The sequence below is a fragment of the Vibrio sp. SCSIO 43097 genome, assembly GCF_023650755.1.
GTDB lineage: Bacteria > Pseudomonadota > Gammaproteobacteria > Enterobacterales > Vibrionaceae > Vibrio > Vibrio alginolyticus.
Genome location: NZ_CP071840.1, coordinates 1,853,231 through 1,877,925 on the forward strand (window position 1 = coordinate 1,853,231; position 24,695 = coordinate 1,877,925).

Here is a 24,695-nt window from a genome sequence, read left to right on the forward strand (position 1 = left end):
ACTCGCTTTCACATTGGAAAACATTTTATATCTGTGTTCAAGCTCACTAAATGCTCACTATTTAAGTTAAATATACTTTTCCATCATAAAGTTAGTTAAGGTTTCTCCCCTAACCTCAACACGTTGTCGAGACTTAACTGTGAAACCCATTTTCTCGTAAAAAGGTCGGGCGGTAATACTCACTTCAGAATACAGTCGTTTTATCCCCTGTACTTTCGCCTGTGAAAAAAGAAAAGACATCAAATCACGACCAACACCTTGTCCTTGGTATTCATGATGGCAAAAGAAATGATCAATCAAGCCGTCACCTTGCAAATCACAATAGCCAACGACCTGCCCTTCTATCTCCGCGACGCAGGGTTGAATATCGTCCATTTTGCGTTGCCACACATCGAGGTCAAAATCTGATGGTGCCCAAGCGGAAACTTGTGATTCCGTATAATCACGACGATTAATGATTCGCACAGTATGGTAAAAGAGTGCCCACAGTGTTGGGGCATCCTCGGTGCGATAGCAGCGTATTGAGAGCATCAATTTCCTCATTCTTATTCAATAAATACTAAGCATTAACGCAAAGTGATACTAGTGAACTCATCATTTTCAATGCCAATCACTAAAGGCTTCCCAATCTGATCACTGTTCATCAGTACGGTTGTATTCAACTCTCGGCTTGATCTGCGTATTTTGCTTTTTCTTATGATATGAACATTCACAATATAATCGGAATACTCCTTTATGATTCCGCCGGAAAATTCTACGTGCTCACTTTCATTGTCTCGGACAACATGAAATTTTCGATTGGCTTGAATATCAGTACTGATGGAGGAGTCACCATAGTTCAGCACAACGGACGTTGGTTCGCTATCTTGATGGGCAAAACAGCCAAATGCGAACATGCTTAATGCGAGTATACTTTTTGATTTAAACATTAATTATTCTATTTCTAGTTATTTTTCTGCTATTTGCATGACCAAACAGCACTTGTTCTGTGAGCGCCTATTGTGCCATAGCTGAACGCTGACTCTAAACGCGCAAAAAGATGAGCGATGAAAATTCCGTCCAAAACAAGCAAATGTGAGGGTCACAAACTCACTCAATCAGTCAAAATCCACTGTAAACCTATGTTTTTTAATGCTTTTAATTAATGTGCCCGTGTAAGGAATACATACAACCTCTTACTTTTTCATACGCAACTAGACGAATGAATCGAGAAATACGGCATCGTCTATGCCACATGTTACAAATCGGCTTACCTTATTATTACGTATGAACTGGAATTATGGCACTAACTTCCCTCTCTCTTTTAATAAGGAGAGGATTTCAACAATCAGACTTGCCACGTTTTTATAGCTAAAATCAATAGAGCGTTACCAGCATCGGTTGGTCTAGGAGCAATAAATGAAAGACCCTCTCAACTTTACTCACCATGTAAAAATTTGGCTCATGTCAATCGCGGTTATGCTGGGTGGATGCACTCAAGGAGATTGGCGTACCGCTAGCAGAGAACCTGCGGGTATCGCACCCGATCCTTCCAATGTTAAGCATGCTGTGATTGAGTTTTACGCCGCAGACGCGTTTGGTTGGCGAGGCTGGTTTGCCGTTCATACATGGTTTGCAATAAAGCCTGAAAATGCGAACGAATATACAGTGTATGAAGTAGTCGGCTGGAGAGTGAATCGCGGACAACCCGCTCTATATCAGTACCAAACTGGGACGCCAGATCGATATTGGTATGGTGCAAAACCAGAAAAGATCCTCTCCATACAAGGTGAAAAGGCCCGCCAGCTTATCCCTAAAATACAAAGTGTTATTAACCAATACCCTTGGGCTGAAGAATATACGCTGTTTCCAGGGCCAAATAGCAATACATTTCCGGCTTGGGTGGGTAAACAAATTCCAGAATTAGAGCTGAACTTGCCGTTTCGCGCAATTGGTAGCGGTTACGCCAGCGATTAACAGCAAAGATTAGTCACTGGCTCGTTTTATGTTCAGCATAAAGCGCAATATCTATTGTGCGTCGTCACCCAACTCCGTTCTATTTCTTCCATTATGTTTCGCTTTATACAGTGCATTATCGGCGTCTTTCATTACCGCTTCAATTGGTGTGTCATTGCCTTTCCAGTGAGAAACGCCCAACGAAACCGTGACCTTACCAACCACCTGAAAGTCATGTTGTTCCACGTTGTGTCTAATACGCTCTGCAACATCCATAGCGTGGTTTACGTCTGTTTTTTCCAAAAACATCATAAACTCTTCACCGCCAGAACGACACAGGTGATCATTAGAGCGAGCTTGGTCTTTCATTAACTGCGCAAACTCTCTAAGTAAGTTGTCACCCACGTCATGGCCATAGTTATCGTTTACGCTCTTAAAGTGGTCAATATCTAGCGCCAAAACAGAGAACGCGGTATTTTCCTGCTTAAACAAACCAAGAACTTTATCTAATCCACGTCGATTCAATAATCCAGTCATCGAATCTGTTAATGTATCCAGTTGCAGCTTATCAATGGTTTTTGACACGATACCAAATGCTTTAAGAAAGCTAAGCTTCAAATGTGAGACCTCAAAATACCAAGACTTAACCAGTTTGAGATCATCGATAGAGGATGAATGTTCTTCGACACCTCGCACAGCACCCGCTAACTGCCAAAGTGGTCTAGAAATAAGAAGGGACAAGAACCAAATTAGCAACAAAGTTAATAAACCAATTGGAATCGACTTAAGGAAAACATTCCACATCTGTTCATCTAGCACAGATAACGTCATCGATTTCGGGCGCTGAGCAACAATTCCCCATCCTGATGACTTTACTGGTGCATAACCAGCAAGCATTTCGACGCCGCGAGAGTTAACAATTTCTTTGTTACCGCTCTGCCCCATCGTCACCGCTTTGATTGCCTCATTATCGTCGATTACTTCACCAACTCTCGATTGATCTGGGTGATAAATCAGAGTGTTACTCTCATCGACAACGTAAAGGAAAGAACCATCTTTGTATGCGTGCTGGCTGAGTAACTCTGCAAGAATATTTTCTTTTTCTAGATAAATAGTGCCGCCGATATAACCTAAATATTCATTAGAGTGAGAAAATATAGGGTATGAGATGGTTAACAAGTAATTTCCAGCTGGCGATATAAATGGTTCAGTAACAACCGGTGCTTGAGCGTTTAAAGACTGGCGTTTTCTTTCACCCACTAACCTTACACCTTTCACCTGAAGTGTTTCAGGGGATACAGAAATAATAACCCCTTTTGCATTAACGACAACCACAGAGTTAAATGATTTGGTTTGCGTTCTTAATCTCTCAGCCTCTTTATCAAGAAGCTGAGCGTCATGCATCTTGTCTTTTAGCACGTTCGCACTGTATTTTAGCTGCGACATTGAGCTTTCTATGAAAGAGTCTGTCATTTCAGACATTTTTTGGGCGTAAACACGGTTTGATTCTAACGTGTTATTGATGATGAGATCCCTTTGAACACGATAAATCGAGTAGAATGCGTTGATCAAAGTGACAAGCACACTGAACACACATAGGGTGACAATAAGATTTCTAAGATTGAGTTTTTCTTTTCTTCTAAAAGACATTGCCAATGGCCAACTTTGAAGGCTTTCTATATGAATGAGCGTATAGGTTATATGAAATTGATTTGATTTTCAGGTAGTAAGTTGGGATCAATGTTAATATTTGCTCACATTAAAGAACACTTTATGAGCTAAAAAGAGAATTCAGTAGCACGATAAAGAAACCGTGCTACTTTCATATTTGGCGTTTAAGAGGGTTTTGTCTCTGTCATCGTTTTTAATATATCCACAACTAGCTGATGATCATCTAACTGCGGTAAACCCGATACCGTCACAACCCCAACCAAACCAGACCCAGAAAGCCGAATTGGGAACGCGCCACCATGAGCACAGTACTCACGAGCATCGAGATGAGGCTGATTTTCGAAATCACGTTGCTTTTGCTTGTTGTACAGAGAAAGATAGTAAGAGCTGTGGCCATACCTTAATACTGAGTTTCGCTTCCTACGGACCCAATCTACATGATCAGCGCAGGTTCCTGCCATCGCGTATTGAAATAGCGTTTGTCCAAAGCCGTAAACCTCAATAGCAACAGCCGCGCCGCGAGCTTCAGCCTCTTCTTTTAGAGCGAGGCCGATAGACCACGCAATATGGTGATTAAATTCCGCCAACTGAAGTTCATGCTCTTGCAGGGCCACGAGTTCAAGCGTCAAACTCATGGTTTCACCTGAATCGTTTTACCCGTTTTACTGCTTTCCAATGCCATCTCAATCAGAGCGATATTCTGTACTGCTTGAGCGGCAGGAACCGGGTTATCAGTGCCCAAACGAATGGCGTCTGCCACACCAACAAAGTAAGCTTGGTACGCGCCTCTCTCCGTTTTGATAGTTTGCGCACCGTCTTCGTCGTAACGGACGCCGTATAACGCCTCATCTTCTTCCGACCAAGCATCGTTTTCCGGCAAACGGCCTTCTTTTAAGTAGCCCTCTTGAGGATCTAATCCGAACTTTTCATATTTAGCTTCCGTACCCAATACTTTGTAGCGGAGATTCGGCTCTGGGCTATACAAGTTTGAATGCAAGTGCACAATATGCTCAGGGTAATGAAGTATCAAGTTGTAATAATCAATCGTTGTCGCACCCGGGCGCATCATTCGACATTGTGCGTCTATCGCATCTGGCAAGCCAAACAACACCAATGCTTGATCGAGAAGATGAGGAGCAAGGTCGAATAGAATACCACCACCATCTTGGGCTAGCTCTCGCCAGCGTTGACGAACTTCAGGGCGGTAACGGTCAAAGTGTGACTCGAATAGCTTTATATCACCTAACTTACCTTGTTCGATAAGAGATTTAACCGTGAGAAAATCTCCATCCCAACGTCTATTGTGAAAAACGCTCAGCACCAGACCTTTCTCTTCCGCCAAGGCGATAAGTTCATTACCGTCTTCTATACGAGTAACAAACGGTTTCTCGACGATGACGTGTTTCCCATTGTTCAACGCACGCTTTGCAAGTTCGTAATGTACGTCATTTGGCGCAGTAATGATTACAAGCTCTGCATCACTATCATCGAGTAAAGTATTCGCATCAGAAAACCACTTAGCATCTGGCCAATCATTTTGAACCGCCTCCTGTTGACGAGAGCTTATCGCGCTCAGCGTTAAATTTGGTAGCGCTTTAATGAAGGGTAAATGAAACGTTTTTGCTGAATATCCGTAACCAATCACAGCGGTTTTTACGGGATCGTAAGCCATTGTAAGATTCCTTATTTCGGTGATACAACAATACATTCAATATCATTGTGATCGAGGAGTTGTTGAAAATCTGATTGAGGGGGATGGTCTGTAATAATGATGTCGATCTTTGACAAATCACATACGTGGTGGAAATTGTCGCTACCAATTTTTCGGGATTCACAAACGACGATGACCTGCTGAGCTTGAGCAATCATCGCTTGTTTCATTGTTGCTTCTAACAAACTATTTGTTGTCAGCCCTCGGGATGACAATGCACACACGCCAATGAACGCTTTGTTCACGTGATAATGCTGCATTTGCTGCTCTGCTTGCGCCCCTAAAACTGCTCTGGCATAAGGGTCAAAGTGTCCGCCTAAGAAATAAACGTCCATTGTGTCGTTTGTCTCAGCAGCGGTCAGCACATCAATGCTGTTAGTAACGACGTTGAGCTTGTTTTCTCCACAACGCGCTTTTCCTGCATAGAGTGGGAGCAGAGATAAAATGGTGCTGGTATCAATAACAAGATGGTCGCGCTCATCCAACAACGCTGCGGCAGATTGAGCCAGTCGATGTTTAACGTCACTCACGGGTCGACTCGCGTATGCCTCGGTATGGGAAGAGATCGGCGCAAGCATGACACCACCTCGTATTCTTTGTAACCCAGGTTGCTGACTCAACTTAACTAAGTCTCGACGAGCTGAATCTCGCGAGATACCAAAGTACTCACAAACTTCAGACAACGTTACTTTGTTTTGCTGCTCCAGCTTCGCTCTGAGTGCTACGAGTCTTTCTTCTTGTGTCATAACTTAAATTCACTTAAGTGGTTTTAAGTAAACTTGCCACAATAATAGAAAAATTACCAACAAAACCACTTACAACCAACTCAATTGACCAAAGGTTAACCAAAGATAAATGAGCAGCAAGGCAAAACTTCCTAGGACGGTACGTTCACTCAAGCCCACATAGTTAGGCGTATGAAGTTTATTTATACCCGTTTAAAACAACTGGCTCATCTAGCCCTAACTTCACCCTATTTATTTTAATAAGCGCTTTTGGTAGTGGAATAAACCCAGCATTTCGTACCTGTTGTGTATTGTTGTCGGTTGTAAGGAGTTCAAATAGCTTTGATTTTTTGATCTTCTGATTAGTGTCGAATTGTTTATTTATATAAACGTAATAGACCACGGAAAGTGGATAGCGAAGAGAATAGATGCAATCTGTGCTCAAAGAGCATGAGTCATCGTTATGATGAACAGAGAGAGCCTTGTAGCTCGACCACTGTTCTGAGTATTTAAAATCGGAGTATCGCATATAAGCTTTGGCTGAAAAGTCGTCACTTAAAGCCCGTTTCAATCGGTCTTCATCAAGCATTTGAATCGATGATTGACAACCATTAGAGCTCACATCTGGGTTACTTAAACGCATCTCCCCGAAAGCATACGTATTTGCATCACAGCGTTTCAATTCACTAACGGAAAAACTATCTACCGTACTCTTTTGACTATTGATTACGACAATAGCGTTTGCCATTAAAAACAAACGTGTAGGCCTGTGACCTCTTTCTCGTTGAAATCGGGAGATGTTTTCATCTGACCATTTCTTAGATGTGATCGCAATAGAGGTTCCGTCATTTAGCATGTCGTTAAAACCACCAGACTGAGATGCAAGCGCTACATTTACATTTGGCTCATCTATCAATGTTTCTATCGTTTCTAGTATCTCTGGTTCGACAAAAATCGATGTTCGAGCCTCAGAGTCAGAAAATGCCAGCGGTGAAATCAAACATGAAGTTAGAGCAAGGAAAGGCAAGACTTTAATTTTCATAATTCAACTCCAACTTCGAATTAGGTGTCAACTCGCTGTCCGAACTAAATATAGTCCACGCTTGTTCAGTACTTTCAGCTTTCGTGTTTACAACAGCAATTGTGCGCCTTTCCCGTTTTTTTAGTTGTACCGTCAATGCCGTATTCTGATAAAACTCTTGCTCTTCAATTCGATTGTCTTGAATGCCGTTTCTCACTAGCAATTCTCGTATAGCTGCCGTTCTTTTCTTTGCCAACGCTTTGTTGTATTCGAGTGACGCTTCAGGGCTTGTGTCTCCTATCAGTATGACTTGCGCATTTGGGTTACTCTGAAGCAATGCTTTCAACTCGCTTAGCGGCATATCATGAGATGACGTTACCTGATGCTCATCCATCGCAAAGAAAAAACTGATCAGGTGTGTCTGCGAGTCGTTGACCCAATTCGCACAGCCTTCACTGTCAACAACGACACCTTTTGGCGTATCTGCGCAGTTATCTCGTTGGTTTATCACGCCATCACTATCATTGTCTTTAAGGTCGTTGTACTGGTAAGTGGTCAACGTCGTATTCGGTGATTCAGCACAGCCTGCTAACATAAAAACTAGAAGACTCGTCACTGCGAATTTATCCATTATTGTTCTCCTTCCAGTTCTCTGGATACTCAACTCGCAACGCATAAGTCAGAATCCCCATCGAGTTGAATAAACGGTAAGTGGCAACCAAATGATCGTACTTTGTTCGGGTATAGTTCCGTCTCGCAACAAACGTTTCAACTTTGGCATCTAATACATCTAACAAACTGCGTCGCCCTACATTGAACTGCTGGATGTACCCTAATTCAGTTACTTTCGCCGCATCAACGTTGACTTTTAAAAACTCCATTTGCTGTTGAAGCAATGTATGTGCGTCCCATGCCAGCCTTACACCTTCATTCGCATCTAGTTCTGCATTTGCTCGAATAGCCCTCGCCTCCTCTACTCGCCAGGCAGATGACTCCACTCGGGAGTCTGTAGAAAAGCCGTTAAAAAGATCGTAGTTGACCGTCAGCATAACCTTTGCATCTTCGTTAATGCCTTCAATATTATCCACGTTGTCTGTTTTGTTGGCTGACAGCTCAAGCTTGAGCTCTGGGTAGTAATCCCCCTTTTCTCTTTTTACTTCATGTCGAGCCGCCTCTAAATCTTTCATCGCTGACTGTATGGATGGGTGCAACCTAACCGCTTGTTTGAGTGCTTCGTCAAGCTTATTCGGAAGCAACTCCTGCGGGTAAACAGGTTCAACTAAGTTTTGCGGCGCTCGACCAACCAAACGTACAAATCTTGTTCTAGCATCGGAAAGATTGTTTTGGGCGGCAATCAATGAGGACTGTGTTGTCGCGACACGCGAAGAAACCTGCGCTAAGTCGGAGTTGCTGGTTAAACCTTTTTCTTTTTTATCTAGAATGAAACGGTAGATCTCTTGGTGTTCATTTAGGTTTCTTTCTGTCAGTTTCATCAACTCTCGGGCATGTAAAACATCCACATACGCTCTGACAGTATCTAATGCAACATTTTCCGCAGATGCCAATAAGTCCAAGCGTTCAGCTTCAGCCTCGTAAGATAGGCGATCAACATCAGCACTTGTTTTAAATCCATCAAATAACAGTTGGGAGATTCTTACGCCCATCTCCGTTCTTTCTAATGTTCTATCTTCACTGTCGATGTAGTTTCCGTTGTTATATCGAGTACCTTCGTACCCTGCTGCTGCATACAAATTAACCTGAGGAAGAAATGAACCATTTATGGCATTTCGGTCTCGTACCATCGACTCATAGCGAGAATAGCGAGCAAGCAAACTGGGGGAGCTATCGAGAGATAACGTAACTGACTCTTCTAAAGTCAAAGCGTTTGGCGACGATGATACTGCAAACAAGACCAATAACGTTGATTTAAGCCGCATCTTATATCCTTATGTCTATCTTTCTCTGAGCGAATTCTCTTTCGCACGTAATATAGGTTTTAACCAATAATTCAGTACTGTTTTTTCTCCTGTAAGAATGTCTACCACAACCTGCATTCCAGGGATGATCGTAAACTTATCATCAACCTTGAAAGTAACGTTGGCACGGTAGTAGGCATTGCCCTCTTCATTTTGAAGTGCATCGGCGCTTACGTAGGTCACTTCTCCTTCTAGGCCTCCGTAAATGACAAAGTCATAGGCAGACAACTTTACCGTTGCCGGCAGGCCAGGCCTTATGAAGGCGATATTCTGAGGAGAAATTCTCGCTTCAACGATTAACGTGCTATTACGAGGGACTATTTCTAAAATAGGCTCACCCGGCTTAACCACACCTCCGATGGTTCTGACAAAAACATCTTTGATGGTTCCATCGACCGGAGAAAGTAACTGCGTTCGATTCAACTGATCCGCAATCGCCTGACGACTTTCATTGAGCTGCGCTAGTTGCGTCACAACTTCATTGAGCTGCCCTTGTGCCTCTGCCCTAAAAGCAAGCGCAGTACCACGATAATCTGCGATGGATTCAGAATACACAGCCCTTTGCTTTTGGGCAGCAGCTTGTGAACTCGCGATGTCTCCTTTGAGCTTTATAACGTCTCTATTCAGTTTTAATAATTCCACTTCAGCCACCGCGCCACTAGAAACCACCTCTCTCAACATATCTCGCTCTTTCGAGACAATAACCAGACTGCTTTTTAGTGTTTGAATGGTATTCAAGGTATCTAGATAAGCTTGCGATTGTTGCTCAATTCGCAATTTAGCCTCCTCCAGCTCAGACTCCAGTTGGCTCAACCGCTCAAGATAGTTTGCTTTGGCATTCAGATAGGCAGAGTGGCCGGTCATCGAAATATCAAATGGCTGAGGCTCGATACTCACTTGTTGTTTCCAATCCAGTTGGAGGCTATTCACTTTTACCGTTTCTAATTCAATTTGAAGCCTCTGCTTTCTGGCGAGCAAAGATTCAACTTGTTCAGAGGTCTCCGAATAGGTCGACTTAAACCTTGTATCATCCAGAATAGCGATGGTTTGCCCCTTAGTGACGCTTTCACCAGGCATGACAAGTAACTCCTTTAGAATGCCTCCCTCTAAGCTCTGAATCGTCTGAACAGACAAAGTAGGAACAACCTTTCCTTCGCCGACAACCACTTCGTCTAACCTCGCCCACGAGGCCCAAATAATCACACTTAGCACTAACGCGGCAGACAACCAAATCAACGTTCTCGAACGGTTTGCTAAATGAGCATTACTCCAACGAACTGTGCTCATCATTGACCTCCTTCGCGTACAATTGATACTGCGCGTACTCTGTTCGTTTTCGCGTTAGACTGTTGTTTAGCAAAAATTTCTTGGGGCGCTCCTTCCCTCAAAATTGTGCCTTTATCAAGCACAACAATTCGATCACAAAGCGATAATAAGGAATGTTTATGAGAGCTAATAATCATCGTCGTCGAGTGCGGCAACGATTTAAGAGCATTAAACAACGCATTCTCAGCTGGCTGGTCTAAGGAACTGGTTGGCTCGTCTAAAATTAATGCTGCAGGGTTTCGATAAAACGCTCTTGAAATCGCTACAGCTTGCCTTTGCCCCCCCGACAAATAACGCCCTCCTTCTCCGACTTGCGTTTCTAGACCATGAGGAAGGCGGCTCATGTACTGGTTCAAACCCGATAATTCTATCGCACGGCGTAAACGTTCTTGATCAATAACATGATGTCCTAATACTATGTTTTCCATAATGCTGCCGTATATAAGATGCGAATCTTGGCCAACCCAACCCGTTTTCTCTCTTATCAATTCGGCGGGCCAAAGCTGACTGTCAATGTCATCAAAATAAACGCTACCCTGTAAGGCACTGAGTTGATTGGTAATAATAGAAAGGAGTGTAGACTTTCCTGCTCCTGCACTACCAATAACGCCAACGCGTTCGCCTTGCTTGATAGTAAGATTAATATCTCTCAAACATGGCATATCAACATCTGGGTATTGGAAGCTCACGTTTTCTAAACGTATATTCCCTGTAAATTCGGCAGACGTAATGACCTGACTGCGTTGCACCTCCTGAGGTAAAGACATGATAGAATTTAAGCCTTCAACCGCTGTTTTTGTCTGTTGATAGCGAAGTAACAGCATAGCTAACTGGTTAATCGCCCCTGCAGCACGACCGCTAAGCATGACAATAGCAATGAGCCCCCCCATGCTGAGCAATCCCTCAGAAATTCTGTACACGCCTGTTACAAGTAACATTACGGTAATTATCTGCTGGCTAGATTGAATGGAGTAAGCAACGATATTCGAATAGTTTCGCGATTGATTTTGCCAATCAGAAAGCATGGATACCGTTTGCTCCCAACGCTTTTGTGCTTCTCCCGTAGCGTTATTTTGCTTAATCTCTTTTAAAGAGGACAATGAATCAAACAAGTGAGCTTGTCGCTTCATGGATAGTGCAGCACTTTCCGTATGTGATTGTTCTATTTTTGCTTTTACCGCAAAGCCAAGGATCAGCAGGGTAAACATGACGGCAATAGGTATGAACATCATTGCCCCACCTAGCCAACCAATTAAGACTAAAAATAACAACGTAAATGGGAGATCAACTAAGGTCACAAGAGATGCAGAAGTAAAAAAATCGCGAACACTATCAAAATCTTGTAGTTGTCGAGCGAATGCACCGACTGATGCAGGACGGTGTTCAAGTTTCATCCCCATAACTTTAGAAAAAAGTATCGAAGAAAGCTTGTTATCGATGTACTTACCCGCGGTATCAGTGACAACTCCCCTTGCTTTACGCAATAGCCAATCAAAAATAATGATGACGGAGACACCAGCGACCAAAACCCATAATGTACTGAAAGCTTGATTAGGCACTACACGATCGTAAACGTTCATAGTGAAAAGCGGAATAACTAGCGCTAGCGTATTGATAAGGAAAGAGGCAATCAAAAGATCTCGATACCACGGAGACATTTCTTTCACTACTGCGAAAAGCCAATGTTCATTATAATCCGCTTGAATAGAACTTATCCGTTTGTCCAGCTCTGGACGCATAGAAACTTGCCATGCTTGAGGCTGGAATTGATTCTGCAGTTCCTCGCTCGTGACGTATTGCGTTTCACCTTGATCTTCACTAAATAACGTGACTTGATAATCGCTGTTATGTCGCTCAGATATAATAGCGGGTTGTAACGTCTTCCTATTGATTACCACCAATGGAAAGCTCAACATTGCGGTGGATTTTAAATCGATTAATGTGAGTTCAAGATCGGCTCGCTCAGCGGCTCTGATGAATAAGTCACTATCCAATCTACCCTCAACAAGAGGTAATCCAGAAAGCACCTTTTTTGTATGGTGTCTAACCTCAAAATAACGCATCAACCAAGTTAACGATTGCCCCCAAGGATCGTTAGTCAGCTCACTTGATGAGAATGAGTGATGCTTCATGACATACCACCTACTAGCAAGTTGTTGTCATCAATCATCTTCTGTAAGACATTTTCTTCGGCTACGCCAGTCGAGTCACCTTTGTAAAGCTGATCGAGAGTGACGCCCTGCATAAGAATCTGTTGTTTTGTCCCCGTCTCTTCTGGTTTTATGTGAAGCGTTACGCCATCATCATTCTCTGTTAAATCGAGCTTATTATCGACTTCTGTTATCGAGGTAGCGGTGATTATCGAGGCGATGTTAATTGTGTCATTATCATCACCAATAACGGATATTTGGAAATCGTTGATCACATCGTACGAGGGCTTTAACTCGTTACCGAGCCCTGAACTGTCAAACTGGAATACATCGCTGCCACTTCCTCCAATAAGCAAATCATTAGCATCTGTCGCAAGTAATGTTTGGTCACCCTCTTCCACTAAGGCAACATTGACTGTCTGAGCAGCACCTTCTGCGACAGTAGCACCCAGTGTTGCAATCGGTTTTATCGACAACGTAAAATCACTTGCACCGCTAAACCCACCAACGATGGAAAGATCAGCGACATCCTCTTGATCAACAGTGTAAATGCCGTTCAATCTTTCACCATGACTCAACTCTAGATCTGTTGGTAATCCGCGAATCTCCACACTTCCAAACTCTTCTGGTGCAGGGTTGACTAAATTCATGCTCAACCCTAAAGGAATACTCCCAGACGCTTCAGACACAATAGACTGATAATCGGCCGTTAGTGTTGGCTCATCAGCTTCAGGGGTAACAACAATGGTTAGATCGGTGCTTTGCACATCTCCAAAATCGGTTTCGAGTTTCCCTGACACTATCGCTTGATCAAACGTTCTAACATTGAGAGCAACATCCATCGTTCCAAATGCATCCTTCGGAACGAACTCCAAACCTGACACTTCATTTGCTCGCACTAATACCGTCGCCACGGCATTGCCCGCGTCATCGAAGGTAAAGGATGAGAATTGAGTTCCAATACGAATCCTACCTAAGCCTTCCAATGCAGAGGGTTCAGAGCTTGCTTTGATCAACATCGACACTTCTATATATTCGTTGCTATTTGTTTCAAAACCGCTCGCTAAAAAGTCAATCGAAACGGAATCACCTTCATCTCCAGTGAACGTGTTAGAGGTTGTATTCAACGATACATCGTCGCCAATCGGTTTTACGCCGACGTTGAACTGAGAAGTGGTATAGTTATAGTCGTTTGATCCAGACTCTTGGGTAATAGCTTGCAGTGTTAGTGAAATATCCCCACTAAAATCTAGTGGCGGTAGAAAGTAAACCTTATCAAGTTGTGCTTGAGTTAGCTGCCACTCCTTGCTCTCACCATCCGTTGAACCGTTATCAGGGAGTAATTCGAACGTCCCATTATTGTCCCAAACCAACACAGCTCCGTCTGGCACTCCTGTCATGACCAAAGACATCGACTCAGAACCATCTTGATCGATTAATGATGCAGATAAGTTTCCTAAATAAATATAATTATCTTCATCACCAACTACGTCTTCTGTTTCCAGAACCGCTTTATCAACCACTGGGGCAATGGTAACGGTAACTTCTGTTGATTTAGTTTGAGTATCTTTCGCACTGTCAGTACTTAAACAACTTCCCGTGACTTCATCAGTAATGTTTGCGTCAACGGAAATAACAAGCTCTCCACTGTAGTTTTCAGGTGGGATTAACTGAATTTCGTTTAGACGCGTAACATCTGTCACTACCCATGTTCCATCACCGTTGTCAATGAGTAGGCTCGGGTCCACGGCAGTAAACCGCGCATTCTCGTCAGACACAGATAAAGAAACCCAATTGACACTTTCAAGGCCAGTCGCTGCGTCACCTTCTCCAGTAATGGACTGCATTGGCCCTTCACTATCGCCCAATACAAGAGCAAGATTCAGGTTGGTTATAGTATCTTCTTGAACCGTAACTTCGCTTGGTGCTATCGCGATATCATCGACAACAGGAGAGATTTGTACCGTAATGGTCTGAGAGGTTGTTTTCGAGTCACCATCGCATGGGGCCGTTTCTGTCACTTCTAAATTGAAAGTAATGCAACCAGCAAAGTCCTCATCCACGCCAGTAAGCGTCAAGGAAGACAATCCAGCGCTAGAAATTGAATAGCCCAACAGATTGCCTGCATTATCATAAGCAGGTATCACACCTTCGCCAGTAAGCTCGACTCCTTCAGGTAAAGAATCTGCGGCGACAAAGAAGGAAACTAAGTTACCATCACTACTCGCCACATCAGGGTTTAAAAACGCCCCAATTGAGACATCTTCACCTTCTTTACCTACAATATCCCCACTTTGAACGCTTCCTGGTTCACCAGGATCAGCACACTGGTCTCCATCTCCTTCATGGCCAGTAATTTGAATTTGGAACTGGCCTGTGATGTATTGGGCATCCGTTCCATCTCGAACATACGCTAACACATTCACATCAAGTATCTCTGTGTTAGATGGGCTATAAATCGATGCGCCAGCAAGCAAATCTTGAGCGGTTTCCAACACGCTATCACTTGTGATTCCTTCCATTGGAATCAGCCAGTTCCCATCGGCATCTTGAGAAGCACCATTCGGATGAGTAACAATGAGGTCTTGACCCTGCGGTATCTGTAAAACGATGTAATCGAGATACTCTGAACCATCAATATCCGCTTCTGTAAATGTAATGCCTCCACTCACGTCAACAGCAGACCCATCCGTACTTGTGAATACTTCAGTCGCGCCTTCTAAACGTGTTTTGTCAATATCTTCATTACCAATATCCACTTTTCCAGAAACCACGACGCTCAAAGAGCCATTGATTGCCTTTACATCAGCCTCCAGCGTAGGAGGCGTGTCTGTCACTTCGTACTGAACTTCCAGGCTAAATGTCCCACTTAGGTCTTCATTAGCTTTTACAGTGATTCGTCCACTGTTTAACAACTCAGATAATGTTGCCGAGCTACCATCAAGTAGTTCATTGAGTTCTAACGGTAAGTTACTTTCCTCTACTGCATTACCATCAAAGTAAAGCGTTAAGCCATCTGGAATGGATACAATGGTGTATCCTGTCAAGGACTCACTAGAATCTATATCTTGATTAACGACAGGCTCAAGATTTAGTGTGATGAAATTGTCCTCAATACCATTGCTTTGTAATTCTTGACCGTCAGTTTGATCAACAATAGGTGAGATTTCCATTTCCACTTTAAGAGGGGTTTCAGCAGAATCACCATCCGGCTCTGTTGAAACGACGATAACATCCATGCTCAGTGTTCCACTAAAATCTTGCTCTGTTTTGAGGTAAGTGTTTTCAAGAACAGCGTTTGAGACCTGATAAACTGGCCCCGTTATTGGGTCCACGTAAGCAATTGGAAGAACAATAGGGTCACCATTTACATCTGTCAGTTGTGTTCCCAAAGGGATGTTCTGAAGCAAGATATTAATTTCTTCTGATAGATCGTCGTCTGATGTCTGGATGATAAAATCCAGTTGTATCAGGTTATCTTCGTCTAACGTAGAGAGATTACTAATTACTTTAGTCGCTTGATCATATTGCCAATTCCCCTGTCCACCATCTAGGACAATTGGTTCATCGACCACGCCTTTTAGCTTAATGTCAATGGTTGCAGATTGGCTCTCGGCGGTTTCATTAAGAGGTGCTAAGCCATCAATAGTCGACTCTGTTGAAATGGCGGTTACTTGAAGTGATAGAGATTCAGTAAATGAGCTGATATCCGATTTTGGTTGAAGTAACGCCTCTGAATTGGCTAGAGCATTGGAGGTCACTAGGTAGGTATTAATACCGATAAGCGTAATCCCAGCTCCGACAGGCAATGTCCAACCATCTTGAACTTCTATGCGATAAGACAGAGACTCCGAGCCATCTGTGTCAGTGAGCCGCCCTAAGATGTAATCTTTTAAGTCAATCGTTTGGTCTTCAAGCCCCTGAATGTTTTTAACGGTCAGCGTAGGCACATCGGCATCTGGAGATATATCGATAACAACTTGCTCAGTGATCTCCGCTGTTTTATCTTGCTCATCGGCAAACACACTACCCGACTCAGTCGTTACTGCCGTTACATCAAAAGTAAATCTTCCGGCTAAGTTTTCGTTAGATGTGATTTCAATTTGATCTAACTCGGATTGGCTATACGCTTTACCTTCCTCAATAGCACTTCCATTAAGTGTTAACATAAGTCCATCTGGAATATTCGAAATTTGGTAGTGGAGCGTTTCAGAACCGTCTTGGTCAAACTTTTCAGCAACAATATTGAGTGAAAGTGATTCAGCGGAATCTTCAACACTTTGATAAGAAAAGTCCGAATCACTAGACCACTCTGGCAAATCTGCAACCGGTAAAACGTTAACATTTAACGTGTTATTGCCTTGTAGTACAAAACCATCTGGTTCGACATCAGATACGATTAATGCAGACACTGCTAACGAAACTTTGATAGTGTTGCCCGACAGGTTTAGCGCTGGTTGATAAGTGAGATCACCATTTGGAACGGTGAATATACCCACCCCCATCAGCTCTGTACCAGAAAGACTAATAAATCCGTCATTATCATCATCTTCAAGGCGCACTCCGTCTAAAAACAGAGCCCCTCCTTGTAGAGATTCAACAGAGATCCTTATCGCTTCAACACGCTCATTATTCTCCGTATCCCCAGGAGAAACTCTAATCGGTAACGCGACTGGCGTGGGGTCTCCACTGTTATTCGCGCCATTATCTTCTAACGTATCTACATTAACAGTTCGAATAAAGCCCCTAGCATCATCAAGAATTAATTGAGCTTCACTGCTTGCTTGGTCACCGTCTGCATCCGTCACAGTTATCGTTAGATCATCAAGCAAACCACCTACAGGCGTATTAACAATAAGCTCGGTAGTTAGCGTAAATGTCCCATCTTGAGCAATAGTCAGCGTTCCATATTTTAAGTTACCATCACTACTATTGATTAAATCGATGGTCCAAGCATCATTGCTAAATACCGAACTCGCCGTATCGTATGTTTCACCTGCATAGGTCAAACTTGAAATCAACGTGCCATCTGAACTGATTAAGTCGGCATTATTGCTAAACCAGTTTCCCGAAAACTCATCCCCCTCGGTAAGTTCAATTTCTATTGGTGAGCTTGTGTCTTCAGGGATATCATCTACTACACTAACGGTATATGTCTCAGCTTCAGACTGGTCGCCATCCTTATCAACGGCATAAATTGAAAAACTGAGTTCTAATGTGTTCTCGTCCGCTGGAACACCGTCAGGTTCATCGTGTTCAAGTGCACGGTATAGATCAAACTCGGCAGTCCCATCGGTATTAAATCTAATTCTAAAGACGTCTTGCTCGCTTTCATCTCTTGCATATAACCAACCATTCGAGTCCGGTGAATCAAGCGAAACCAGGCTACCACTACTTGTTTTATAGCCGAGCGCATTGAACATATCGATATTCACGCTCACACTGGCGATAGAGTCTGAACCTTGTAATAGCGTAATGGATGGTGACGAGCCCTCGATGCCAGAATCAAGCGAATCATCATTCAACCCGCTTTCATTGACTGTGATTCCCTCTGTAATTACTAGTTCCGGAAACAAGCCATCATAGACCAGTATGTTGGACTCCGTAGAGATCTCGCTTCCATCAGAATCTCTCGCCACGATGGGCATAGAGATCGACAATTGCGTCCCATCACCTAAAACATGGTCAAGCGAGTGATAAAGCTCTACAGTTACATTAACGGTAGACGTATCATTTGATGGCAAAGAGAAGTCACTAGGTAACGTGACCCTAAATACAACGTCTCCAGTGTCTGAAATTGCGTCAAAGCTTCCATCATTGTTATCGTACCAAGTGGCAGCCTCTCCGTTATAAGTAACAGCATCACCAAGCGTAGTTTTGACAGTATCTCCATCATTTATGTCAACACCCAGATACACAATCGGATCGAATGATGACGTAACTATCACATCCGTATTCGCTATGGCTGAAACACCATCAGGAGCAATGTTTGTATCGACAGGTGTTTCGGTTAACTCGACATTGCCACTATTGATTAGCGCTTGTTCATTGTCGTTATCTATCACATTAATGTCTAAAACGACCGACGTGTTATCTTGGTCTGAGTCCATTGCAGTAACAACGAGAGGCACGTTTGGATCAGTATTTTCTTGTTGGTCGAGAGCCTGAAAAAGCTCAAAGGAGTAGGTAATGTCGCTATTTGCATCAATAGGTAATGAAGCATTGAGGGTAGCTTGAAAGATGGGAATCTGAGTTTGCCCATCTTCGTCAAGAATATAACCATCAAGTGTTTTGCCATCCGCAGAGACTTGATAAAGCACAACTTGTTCACCACTCGTCAACAAGGGTTGTTCAGAGACGATGAACGACAAAGATTCGAGGTAATCACTGCCAACCTCAACTTGAAAATTCCCTGAGCTCAACACACTTCCATTTGCGAGATCAGATTCTTTTACTTCTACCCCATTCAAATTATTTAAAGTTGGGTCTGCGCCATCCTTTAGAACATAGTCAATTTCATTCTCTACAAGCGGTGTGGCATCTAAATCTACGCCACCAATGGTCAACGGGAAAGTGACCATATCACTGCTATTGAATTGATCGATAGGGTGCTCAAGAGTAAGCGAAATTGATGCTAATACATCGTTACCCGACTCAACGCCACTCAATGTTAACGTAAATACAGTGACACCATTCGCAAATGCTGTAATTTGCTTTCCACTGGAACTTAACGTGTAGCTAAGCTCATTATCAGAGACTGAGCTTGTAAGCCCTAATGCTTCTAACTTAGTAATAGATGACCCACCGAAATACAAACTACTCGGATCAGGGTTGTCAGATCCCGCGACAATATTGACAGTTCCTTCAAAGTTCAATATCGGGCCATCCAAAGGGACTTCTGTTACGTCTATAGTCGCATTGCCTACGTAACCTGCTTGTCCATCACTAATATCAATGGTCGCGTTAGCCAAGCCATAGTCTTGGGAGTCATCTGCAGCTAAATAGCTGAAAGAAACACTTTGCTCGACCGAATGATCTAGGTTTCGACCTGCATCAAACTGCCAAGAGCCATCAGAAAATACGGTTAATTCGCCTTTTTCTAAACTAAAACTTACGGATCCCCCCTCTAGAATTGACTTCTGCTCCCCGCCAGCCTCTACAAATTTCACATAAAGTGTTCCATCAAGATCAATATCATTTTCAAGTAGATTGCCCGTAATTGTTTGATCTTCTACGACTGAGTATGTGTCATCTCTAATCACCGGATCAGAGTCATAAATAGTAATCGTTAACGGTGCCACAACCGTCTCTTGTGTGCCGTCAGCATCACTTTGAGTGCTTTCAACCAATACGTTAGTCACCAGCTCATCTTGACCTACACCATGATCAATCGCTTCATAAAAAGTAATTTGAACCGTACCATCATCATTGACCTCTGCTGAGAAAACTAATCGGTCGTCAGTCGATGTTCCTTGTAAGCTCAACCCATCTTCTGCAACAACAACATTTATAGATTGACCGACCGATGTAAGCGCGCTCAAACTTGGCTGCTCTGCATGCAGTGCTGGCACACCATTTTCTATGTTGATGGCTGCCGAGCTGCTTTGCTCACCAAAAAATCCAACGATGTTTTCAGAAAATACCGTTGAACCGGGTAGCACTATTGTCGGCATGGTATCTACCGCGTGGTTGCCGGCGGTATCCAACACTTCTGCTTCAATGGTCCACGTGTTGTTTAGATTGAGAGTGTTTACGTCAATTCCGGTTACTGTCCACGAACCTGAGGCATCAACGAGGCCAGTAAAATTCAGCGTGCTGTCTCCGTCACTTACCCGAATCGTCACTGCCAGACCTTGCTCTACACCACTGGTTGTCCCTCTCATTTCCGTGACTATACCCTCACGGAAATCATCAATGGCAAGGCCACCGCTAATATAAAAATCCGTATCGATATCAATGGTGGGAGCAGTGGCATCTATGGTCGTAGCCTCATCCATTGCTTTCGCTTGGTTGCCCGCCACATCACTCACGGAGGCAGATACGGTTAACGCCCCATCGGCTAACGTGGATAAGTTCGCCCCTTCGACTTGCCACATACCATCAACGACAACGGCATTGAACGAGAGCATCGCTCCCAAGCTGTCTTGAACCGTGACAGAAACCGTCTGACCATTTTCAACATCACTGACTTGCCCTGACAAAGTGACAGATTGGCGCTCTTCAATGTTTAAATAGCCGTCTCCGCCATCGTCAACGTCCACCGTCACACTTGCGAGCGTATCTTTGATGATGGTGTTTTCACTGGTTGCAGGGTTGCCCGCTATATCTATACTCTCAGCAACAACAGTCAACGTACCTTCAGACAACCCAGAAAGGTCAACGTCGTCCAGAGACCAACTTCCACCAGTCACCACCGTTTCTAAGTTTATGACCGCTCCTAACGAGTCGGTTACCGTAACTTGGATACGCTGGCCATCTTCAATGTTTTCAATCGTCCCTTCGAGGCGAGTAGTCGCGATTTCGTACTGATTTAAATACTCATCCCCTCCACCATCAAAATTGACGTTCACCGTTGCAAGCGTATCTTTAATGGTCGTATCGACAGCGTTCAGGTTATTGCCATAAATGTCAGAAACCACAGAAGTCACCGTAAGCGGCCCTTCGGCAAGAGAAGACAGATCAACGCCTGATAGGGTATAAGCCTCGTTCTCTACGGTCGTTGTAACAGTAATGGAATTATTGAGGCTGTCGGTAATGGTGATAGTAACAAGCCACTCATCGCTTATCTTGAGTGCGTCACCTTGAATCGTGACACTAGGAACTTCAAACTGGTTTTCGTATCCATCACCACCATCAAGAATATCTACTGTTAAAGAGGCATCATCGTTCAAACCTTCTATTGCCTCTAAGGTAATATCCAGTGTTACGGAGGTGGTGTCACCGTCTGAATCTGTTGCATTAACTAACAATGGTATATCCAGGATTTGATCTTTTGACAGATCGAAAGAGCGATATAATTCAAAGGAATACTCTATTTCACTACTAGACTCTAAAGGTAATGTGGACAATAGTTTCGATTGAAAAATATTTACTTCCACCCCACCTTCTAAGATATAGCCAGTAATTGTCGTACCGTCATCAGACAGACGGTAAAGCAACTCACTTTCACTACTCACTAATGTGGGCTGGTTTAATTCGCTAAATCGAAGAGAGTCAACATAATCACTCCCGATATCGAGTTGAAGGCTCCCAGTCTTAAAGATTGCCCCACTTTCTAGATTAATCTCTTCCATTGCAACGACAGTCAAGTTGCTCAACGTAGGATCAACACCATCTTTCAACACGAAATCAATTTCATTCTCTACAAGCGGTGTGGAGTCTAGATCTGTCCCTCCAATGATCAGCGGGAAAGTGACCGTATCACTACTATTGAATTGATCGATAGGATGATCAAGAGTAAGCGAGATTGAAGCTAGTACATCGTTACCCGACTCAATGCCACTCAATGTTAACGTAAATACAGTGACACCATTGGCAAATGCTGTGATTTGCTTTCCACTGGAACTTAACGTGTAGCTAAGCTCATTATCAGAGACTGAGCTTGTAAGCCCTAATGCCTCTAACTTAGTAATGGATGCCCCACCAAAATACAAACTAGTCGGATCAGGGTTATCAGAGCCAGCAATCACATTAACACTGCCTTCGGTGGTTAATAATGCCTCTCCCAGAGGTACTTCTGCTGCGTTTATAGTAGCGCTGCCTACATAACCCGCTTGGCCATCTATAATGTCGATAGTTGCGGTTGCTACACCGTAATCTTTTGAATCATCGGCTGCGAGATAATCAAAAACGAGACTTTGCTCAACCGTGTGATCTAAGTTGCGACTGGCATTCAACTGCCAAGAGCCATCTGAAAATACGGTTAATTCACCCTTCTCTAGACTAAAACTTACTGAGCCACCATCAGGGACAGACTGGATCTCTCCTCCGGCTCTGACATATCGAATGTACAAGTCACCATCAATATCAATGTCATTCTCCAGTACATTGCCAGAAATGACTTGGCCTTCGGTTACACTATATGACTCATTTTCGATCACTGGATCGGCATCAAGGATGGCGATTTCTAGGGGAGCCACAACAGCCTCTTGTGTGCCGTCAGCATCACTTTGAATGCTTTCAACCAATACGTTAGTCACCAGCTCATCTTGACCTACACCATGATCAATCGCTTCATAAAAAGTAATTTGAACCGTACCATCATCATTGACTTCTGCTGAGAAAACTAATCGGTCGTCAGTCGATGTTCCTTGTAAGCTCAACCCATCTTCTGCAACAACAACATTTATAGATTGACCGACCGATGTAAGCGCGCTCAAACTTGGTTGCTCTGCATGCAGTGCTGGCACACCATTTTCTATGTTGATGGCTGCCGAGCTGCTTTGCTCACCAAAAAATCCAACGATGTTTTCAGAAAATACCGTTGAACCGGGTAGCACTATTGTCGGCATGGTATCGACCACGTGGTTGCCGGCGGCATCCAACACTTCTGCTTCAATGGTCCACGTGTTGTTTAGATTGAGAGTGTTTACGTCAATTCCGGTTACTGTCCACGAACCTGATGCATCAACGAGGCCAGTAAAATTCAGCGTGCTGTCTCCGTCACTTACCCGAATCGTCACTGCCAAACCTTGCTCTACACCACTGGTTGTCCCTCTCATTTCCGTGACTATACCCTCACGGAAATCATCAATGGCAAGACCACCGCTAATATAAAAATCCGTATCGATATCAATGGTGGGAGCAGTGGCATCTATGGTCGTAGCCTCATCCATCGCTTTCGCTTGGTTGCCCGCCACATCATTCACGGAGGCAGATACGGTTAACGCCCCATCGGCTAACGTGGATAAGTTCGCCCCTTCGACTTGCCACATACCATCAACGACAACGGTATTGAACGAGAGCATCACCCCCAAGCTGTCTTGAACCGTGACAGAAACCGTCTGACCATTTTCAACATCACTGACTTGCCCTGACAAAGTGACAGATTGGCGCTCTTCAGTGTTTAAATAGCCGTCTCCGCCATCGTCAACGTCCACCGTCACACTTGCGAGCGTATCTTTGATGATGGTGTTTTCACTGGTTGTAGGGTTGCCCGCTATATCAATACTCTCAGCAACAACTGTCAGCGTACCTTCAGACAATCCAGAAAGGTCAACGTCGTCCAGAGACCAACTTCCACCAGTCACCACCGTTTCTAAGTTTATGACCGCTCCTAACGAGTCGGTTACCGTAACTTGGATACGCTGGCCATCTTCAATGTTTTCAATCGTCCCTTCGAGGCGAGTAGTCGCGATTTCGTACTGATTTAAATACTCATCCCCTCCACCATCAAAATTGACGTTCACCGTTGCAAGCGTATCTTTAATGGTCGTATCGACGGCGTTCAGGTTATTGCCATAAACGTCAGAAACCACAGAAGTCACCGTAAGCGGCCCTTCGGCAAGAGAAGACAGATCAACGCCTGATAGGGTATAAGACTCGTTCTCTACGGTCGTTGTAACAGTAATAGAATTATTGAGGCTATCGGTAATGGTGATAGTAACAAGCCACTCATCGCTTATCTTGAGTGCGTCACCTTGAATCGTGACACTAGGAACTTCAAACTGGTTTTCGTATCCATCGCCGCCATCAAGAATATCCACCGTTAATATAGCATCGGGATTCAACCGCTCAGGAGCCTGAGTCTCAGAAGTTGGGTTCTCTCTTTCTTGCACTGCTGGCCTAGTAACATAGCCATTAGAAACGAGTTGCTCAGGTAAAACAGCGCGAATATAGGCAACAAAACTTAACCCACCAGAAGACTCACTAAAATCTCGAACGCTCTGATTAAAAGTGGATTCAATACCGTTTTGAGATGCAATTAAAAGATCATTCGAACTCGATTCATCCTCACTTGTTGTATCTTCATTAAATGCAATATCGAGAATGTCAGTATTAAGAACAACCACCTCTACTTCTGGAACTAATTGTTCGTTGGGCAACATTTGGATCCAAGAACCGTCACTTAAAACCGCCCAAAGAACATTACCGATTTGAATGTAGAGTATTGGCTGCATAATTCGCCCCATATGAAACAACGAACTTTAAGTATGGTCGACGAATATGACTGTTCAAATG

Annotated in this window: 13 protein-coding genes; 1 reads left to right on the plus strand and 12 read right to left on the minus strand. The window is 43.6% G+C overall.

The window, feature by feature from the left end; translation table 11 throughout:
- Nucleotides 1-66 precede the first annotated feature (66 nt).
- The gene (locus tag J4N40_RS09300; protein ID WP_250654206.1) at nt 67-531 is read right to left on the minus strand and encodes a GNAT family N-acetyltransferase; all 465 of its coding nucleotides are present in this window, start codon (nt 529-531) and stop codon (nt 67-69) included.
- 35 nt (nt 532-566) lie between these two features.
- Entirely contained in the window at nt 567-929 is a 363-nt protein-coding gene (locus J4N40_RS09305; RefSeq protein ID WP_050550049.1) for a hypothetical protein, read from the minus strand.
- Between the two features lie 469 nt (nt 930-1,398).
- On the opposite strand from J4N40_RS09305, the gene J4N40_RS09310 reads away from it, so the two are divergent.
- Nucleotides 1,399-1,956 (plus strand): DUF3750 domain-containing protein, encoded by a 558-nt coding sequence (locus J4N40_RS09310; RefSeq protein WP_033905229.1) that lies wholly within the window; start codon nt 1,399-1,401, stop codon nt 1,954-1,956.
- A gap of 51 nt (nt 1,957-2,007) precedes the next feature.
- Here the strand turns inward: J4N40_RS09310 and J4N40_RS09315 are convergent, their stop codons facing one another.
- From J4N40_RS09315 to J4N40_RS09360, 10 genes are all read right to left on the minus strand, one after another.
- Complete coding sequence (locus J4N40_RS09315; protein WP_053306492.1) at nt 2,008-3,585, minus strand: sensor domain-containing diguanylate cyclase; 1,578 nt, start codon at nt 3,583-3,585, stop codon at nt 2,008-2,010.
- Nucleotides 3,586-3,770: 185 nt separating this feature from the next.
- Nucleotides 3,771-4,241, minus strand: a complete 471-nt coding sequence (locus J4N40_RS09320) for a heme-degrading domain-containing protein (RefSeq protein WP_053306491.1) — start codon at nt 4,239-4,241, stop codon at nt 3,771-3,773.
- Nucleotides 4,238-5,278: an oxidoreductase gene (locus tag J4N40_RS09325; RefSeq protein WP_005377752.1), complete on the minus strand. Its 1,041-nt coding sequence runs from the start codon at nt 5,276-5,278 to the stop codon at nt 4,238-4,240. The genes J4N40_RS09320 and J4N40_RS09325 overlap by 4 nt, the downstream gene beginning before the upstream one ends.
- Nucleotides 5,279-5,289: 11 nt before the next feature.
- Nucleotides 5,290-6,063 carry a DeoR/GlpR family DNA-binding transcription regulator gene (locus tag J4N40_RS09330; RefSeq protein ID WP_053306490.1) on the minus strand — a complete coding sequence of 258 codons (774 nt, stop codon included), beginning with the start codon at nt 6,061-6,063 and terminating at the stop codon, nt 5,290-5,292.
- Nucleotides 6,064-6,241: 178 nt separating this feature from the next.
- Nucleotides 6,242-7,084 (minus strand): type 2 periplasmic-binding domain-containing protein, encoded by an 843-nt coding sequence (locus J4N40_RS09335; RefSeq protein WP_250654207.1) that lies wholly within the window; start codon nt 7,082-7,084, stop codon nt 6,242-6,244.
- Entirely contained in the window at nt 7,074-7,694 is a 621-nt protein-coding gene (locus J4N40_RS09340; RefSeq protein WP_054574113.1) for an OmpA family protein, read from the minus strand. Before J4N40_RS09340 ends, J4N40_RS09335 begins: the two co-directional genes overlap by 11 nt.
- Nucleotides 7,687-9,000, minus strand: coding sequence for a TolC family outer membrane protein (locus tag J4N40_RS09345; RefSeq protein ID WP_005377756.1), 1,314 nt, complete (start codon nt 8,998-9,000; stop codon nt 7,687-7,689). The genes J4N40_RS09340 and J4N40_RS09345 overlap by 8 nt, the downstream gene beginning before the upstream one ends.
- Before the next feature lie 15 nt (nt 9,001-9,015).
- On the minus strand, nt 9,016-10,329 hold the full coding sequence (locus tag J4N40_RS09350; protein ID WP_021033865.1) for an HlyD family type I secretion periplasmic adaptor subunit: 1,314 nt from the start codon (nt 10,327-10,329) through the stop codon (nt 9,016-9,018).
- Nucleotides 10,326-12,497, minus strand: a complete 2,172-nt coding sequence (locus J4N40_RS09355; RefSeq protein WP_250654208.1) for a type I secretion system permease/ATPase — start codon at nt 12,495-12,497, stop codon at nt 10,326-10,328. Before J4N40_RS09355 ends, J4N40_RS09350 begins: the two co-directional genes overlap by 4 nt.
- Nucleotides 12,494-24,634, minus strand: a complete 12,141-nt coding sequence (locus J4N40_RS09360) for an Ig-like domain-containing protein (RefSeq protein WP_250654209.1) — start codon at nt 24,632-24,634, stop codon at nt 12,494-12,496. The genes J4N40_RS09355 and J4N40_RS09360 overlap by 4 nt, the downstream gene beginning before the upstream one ends.
- Nucleotides 24,635-24,695: the final 61 nt, after the last annotated feature.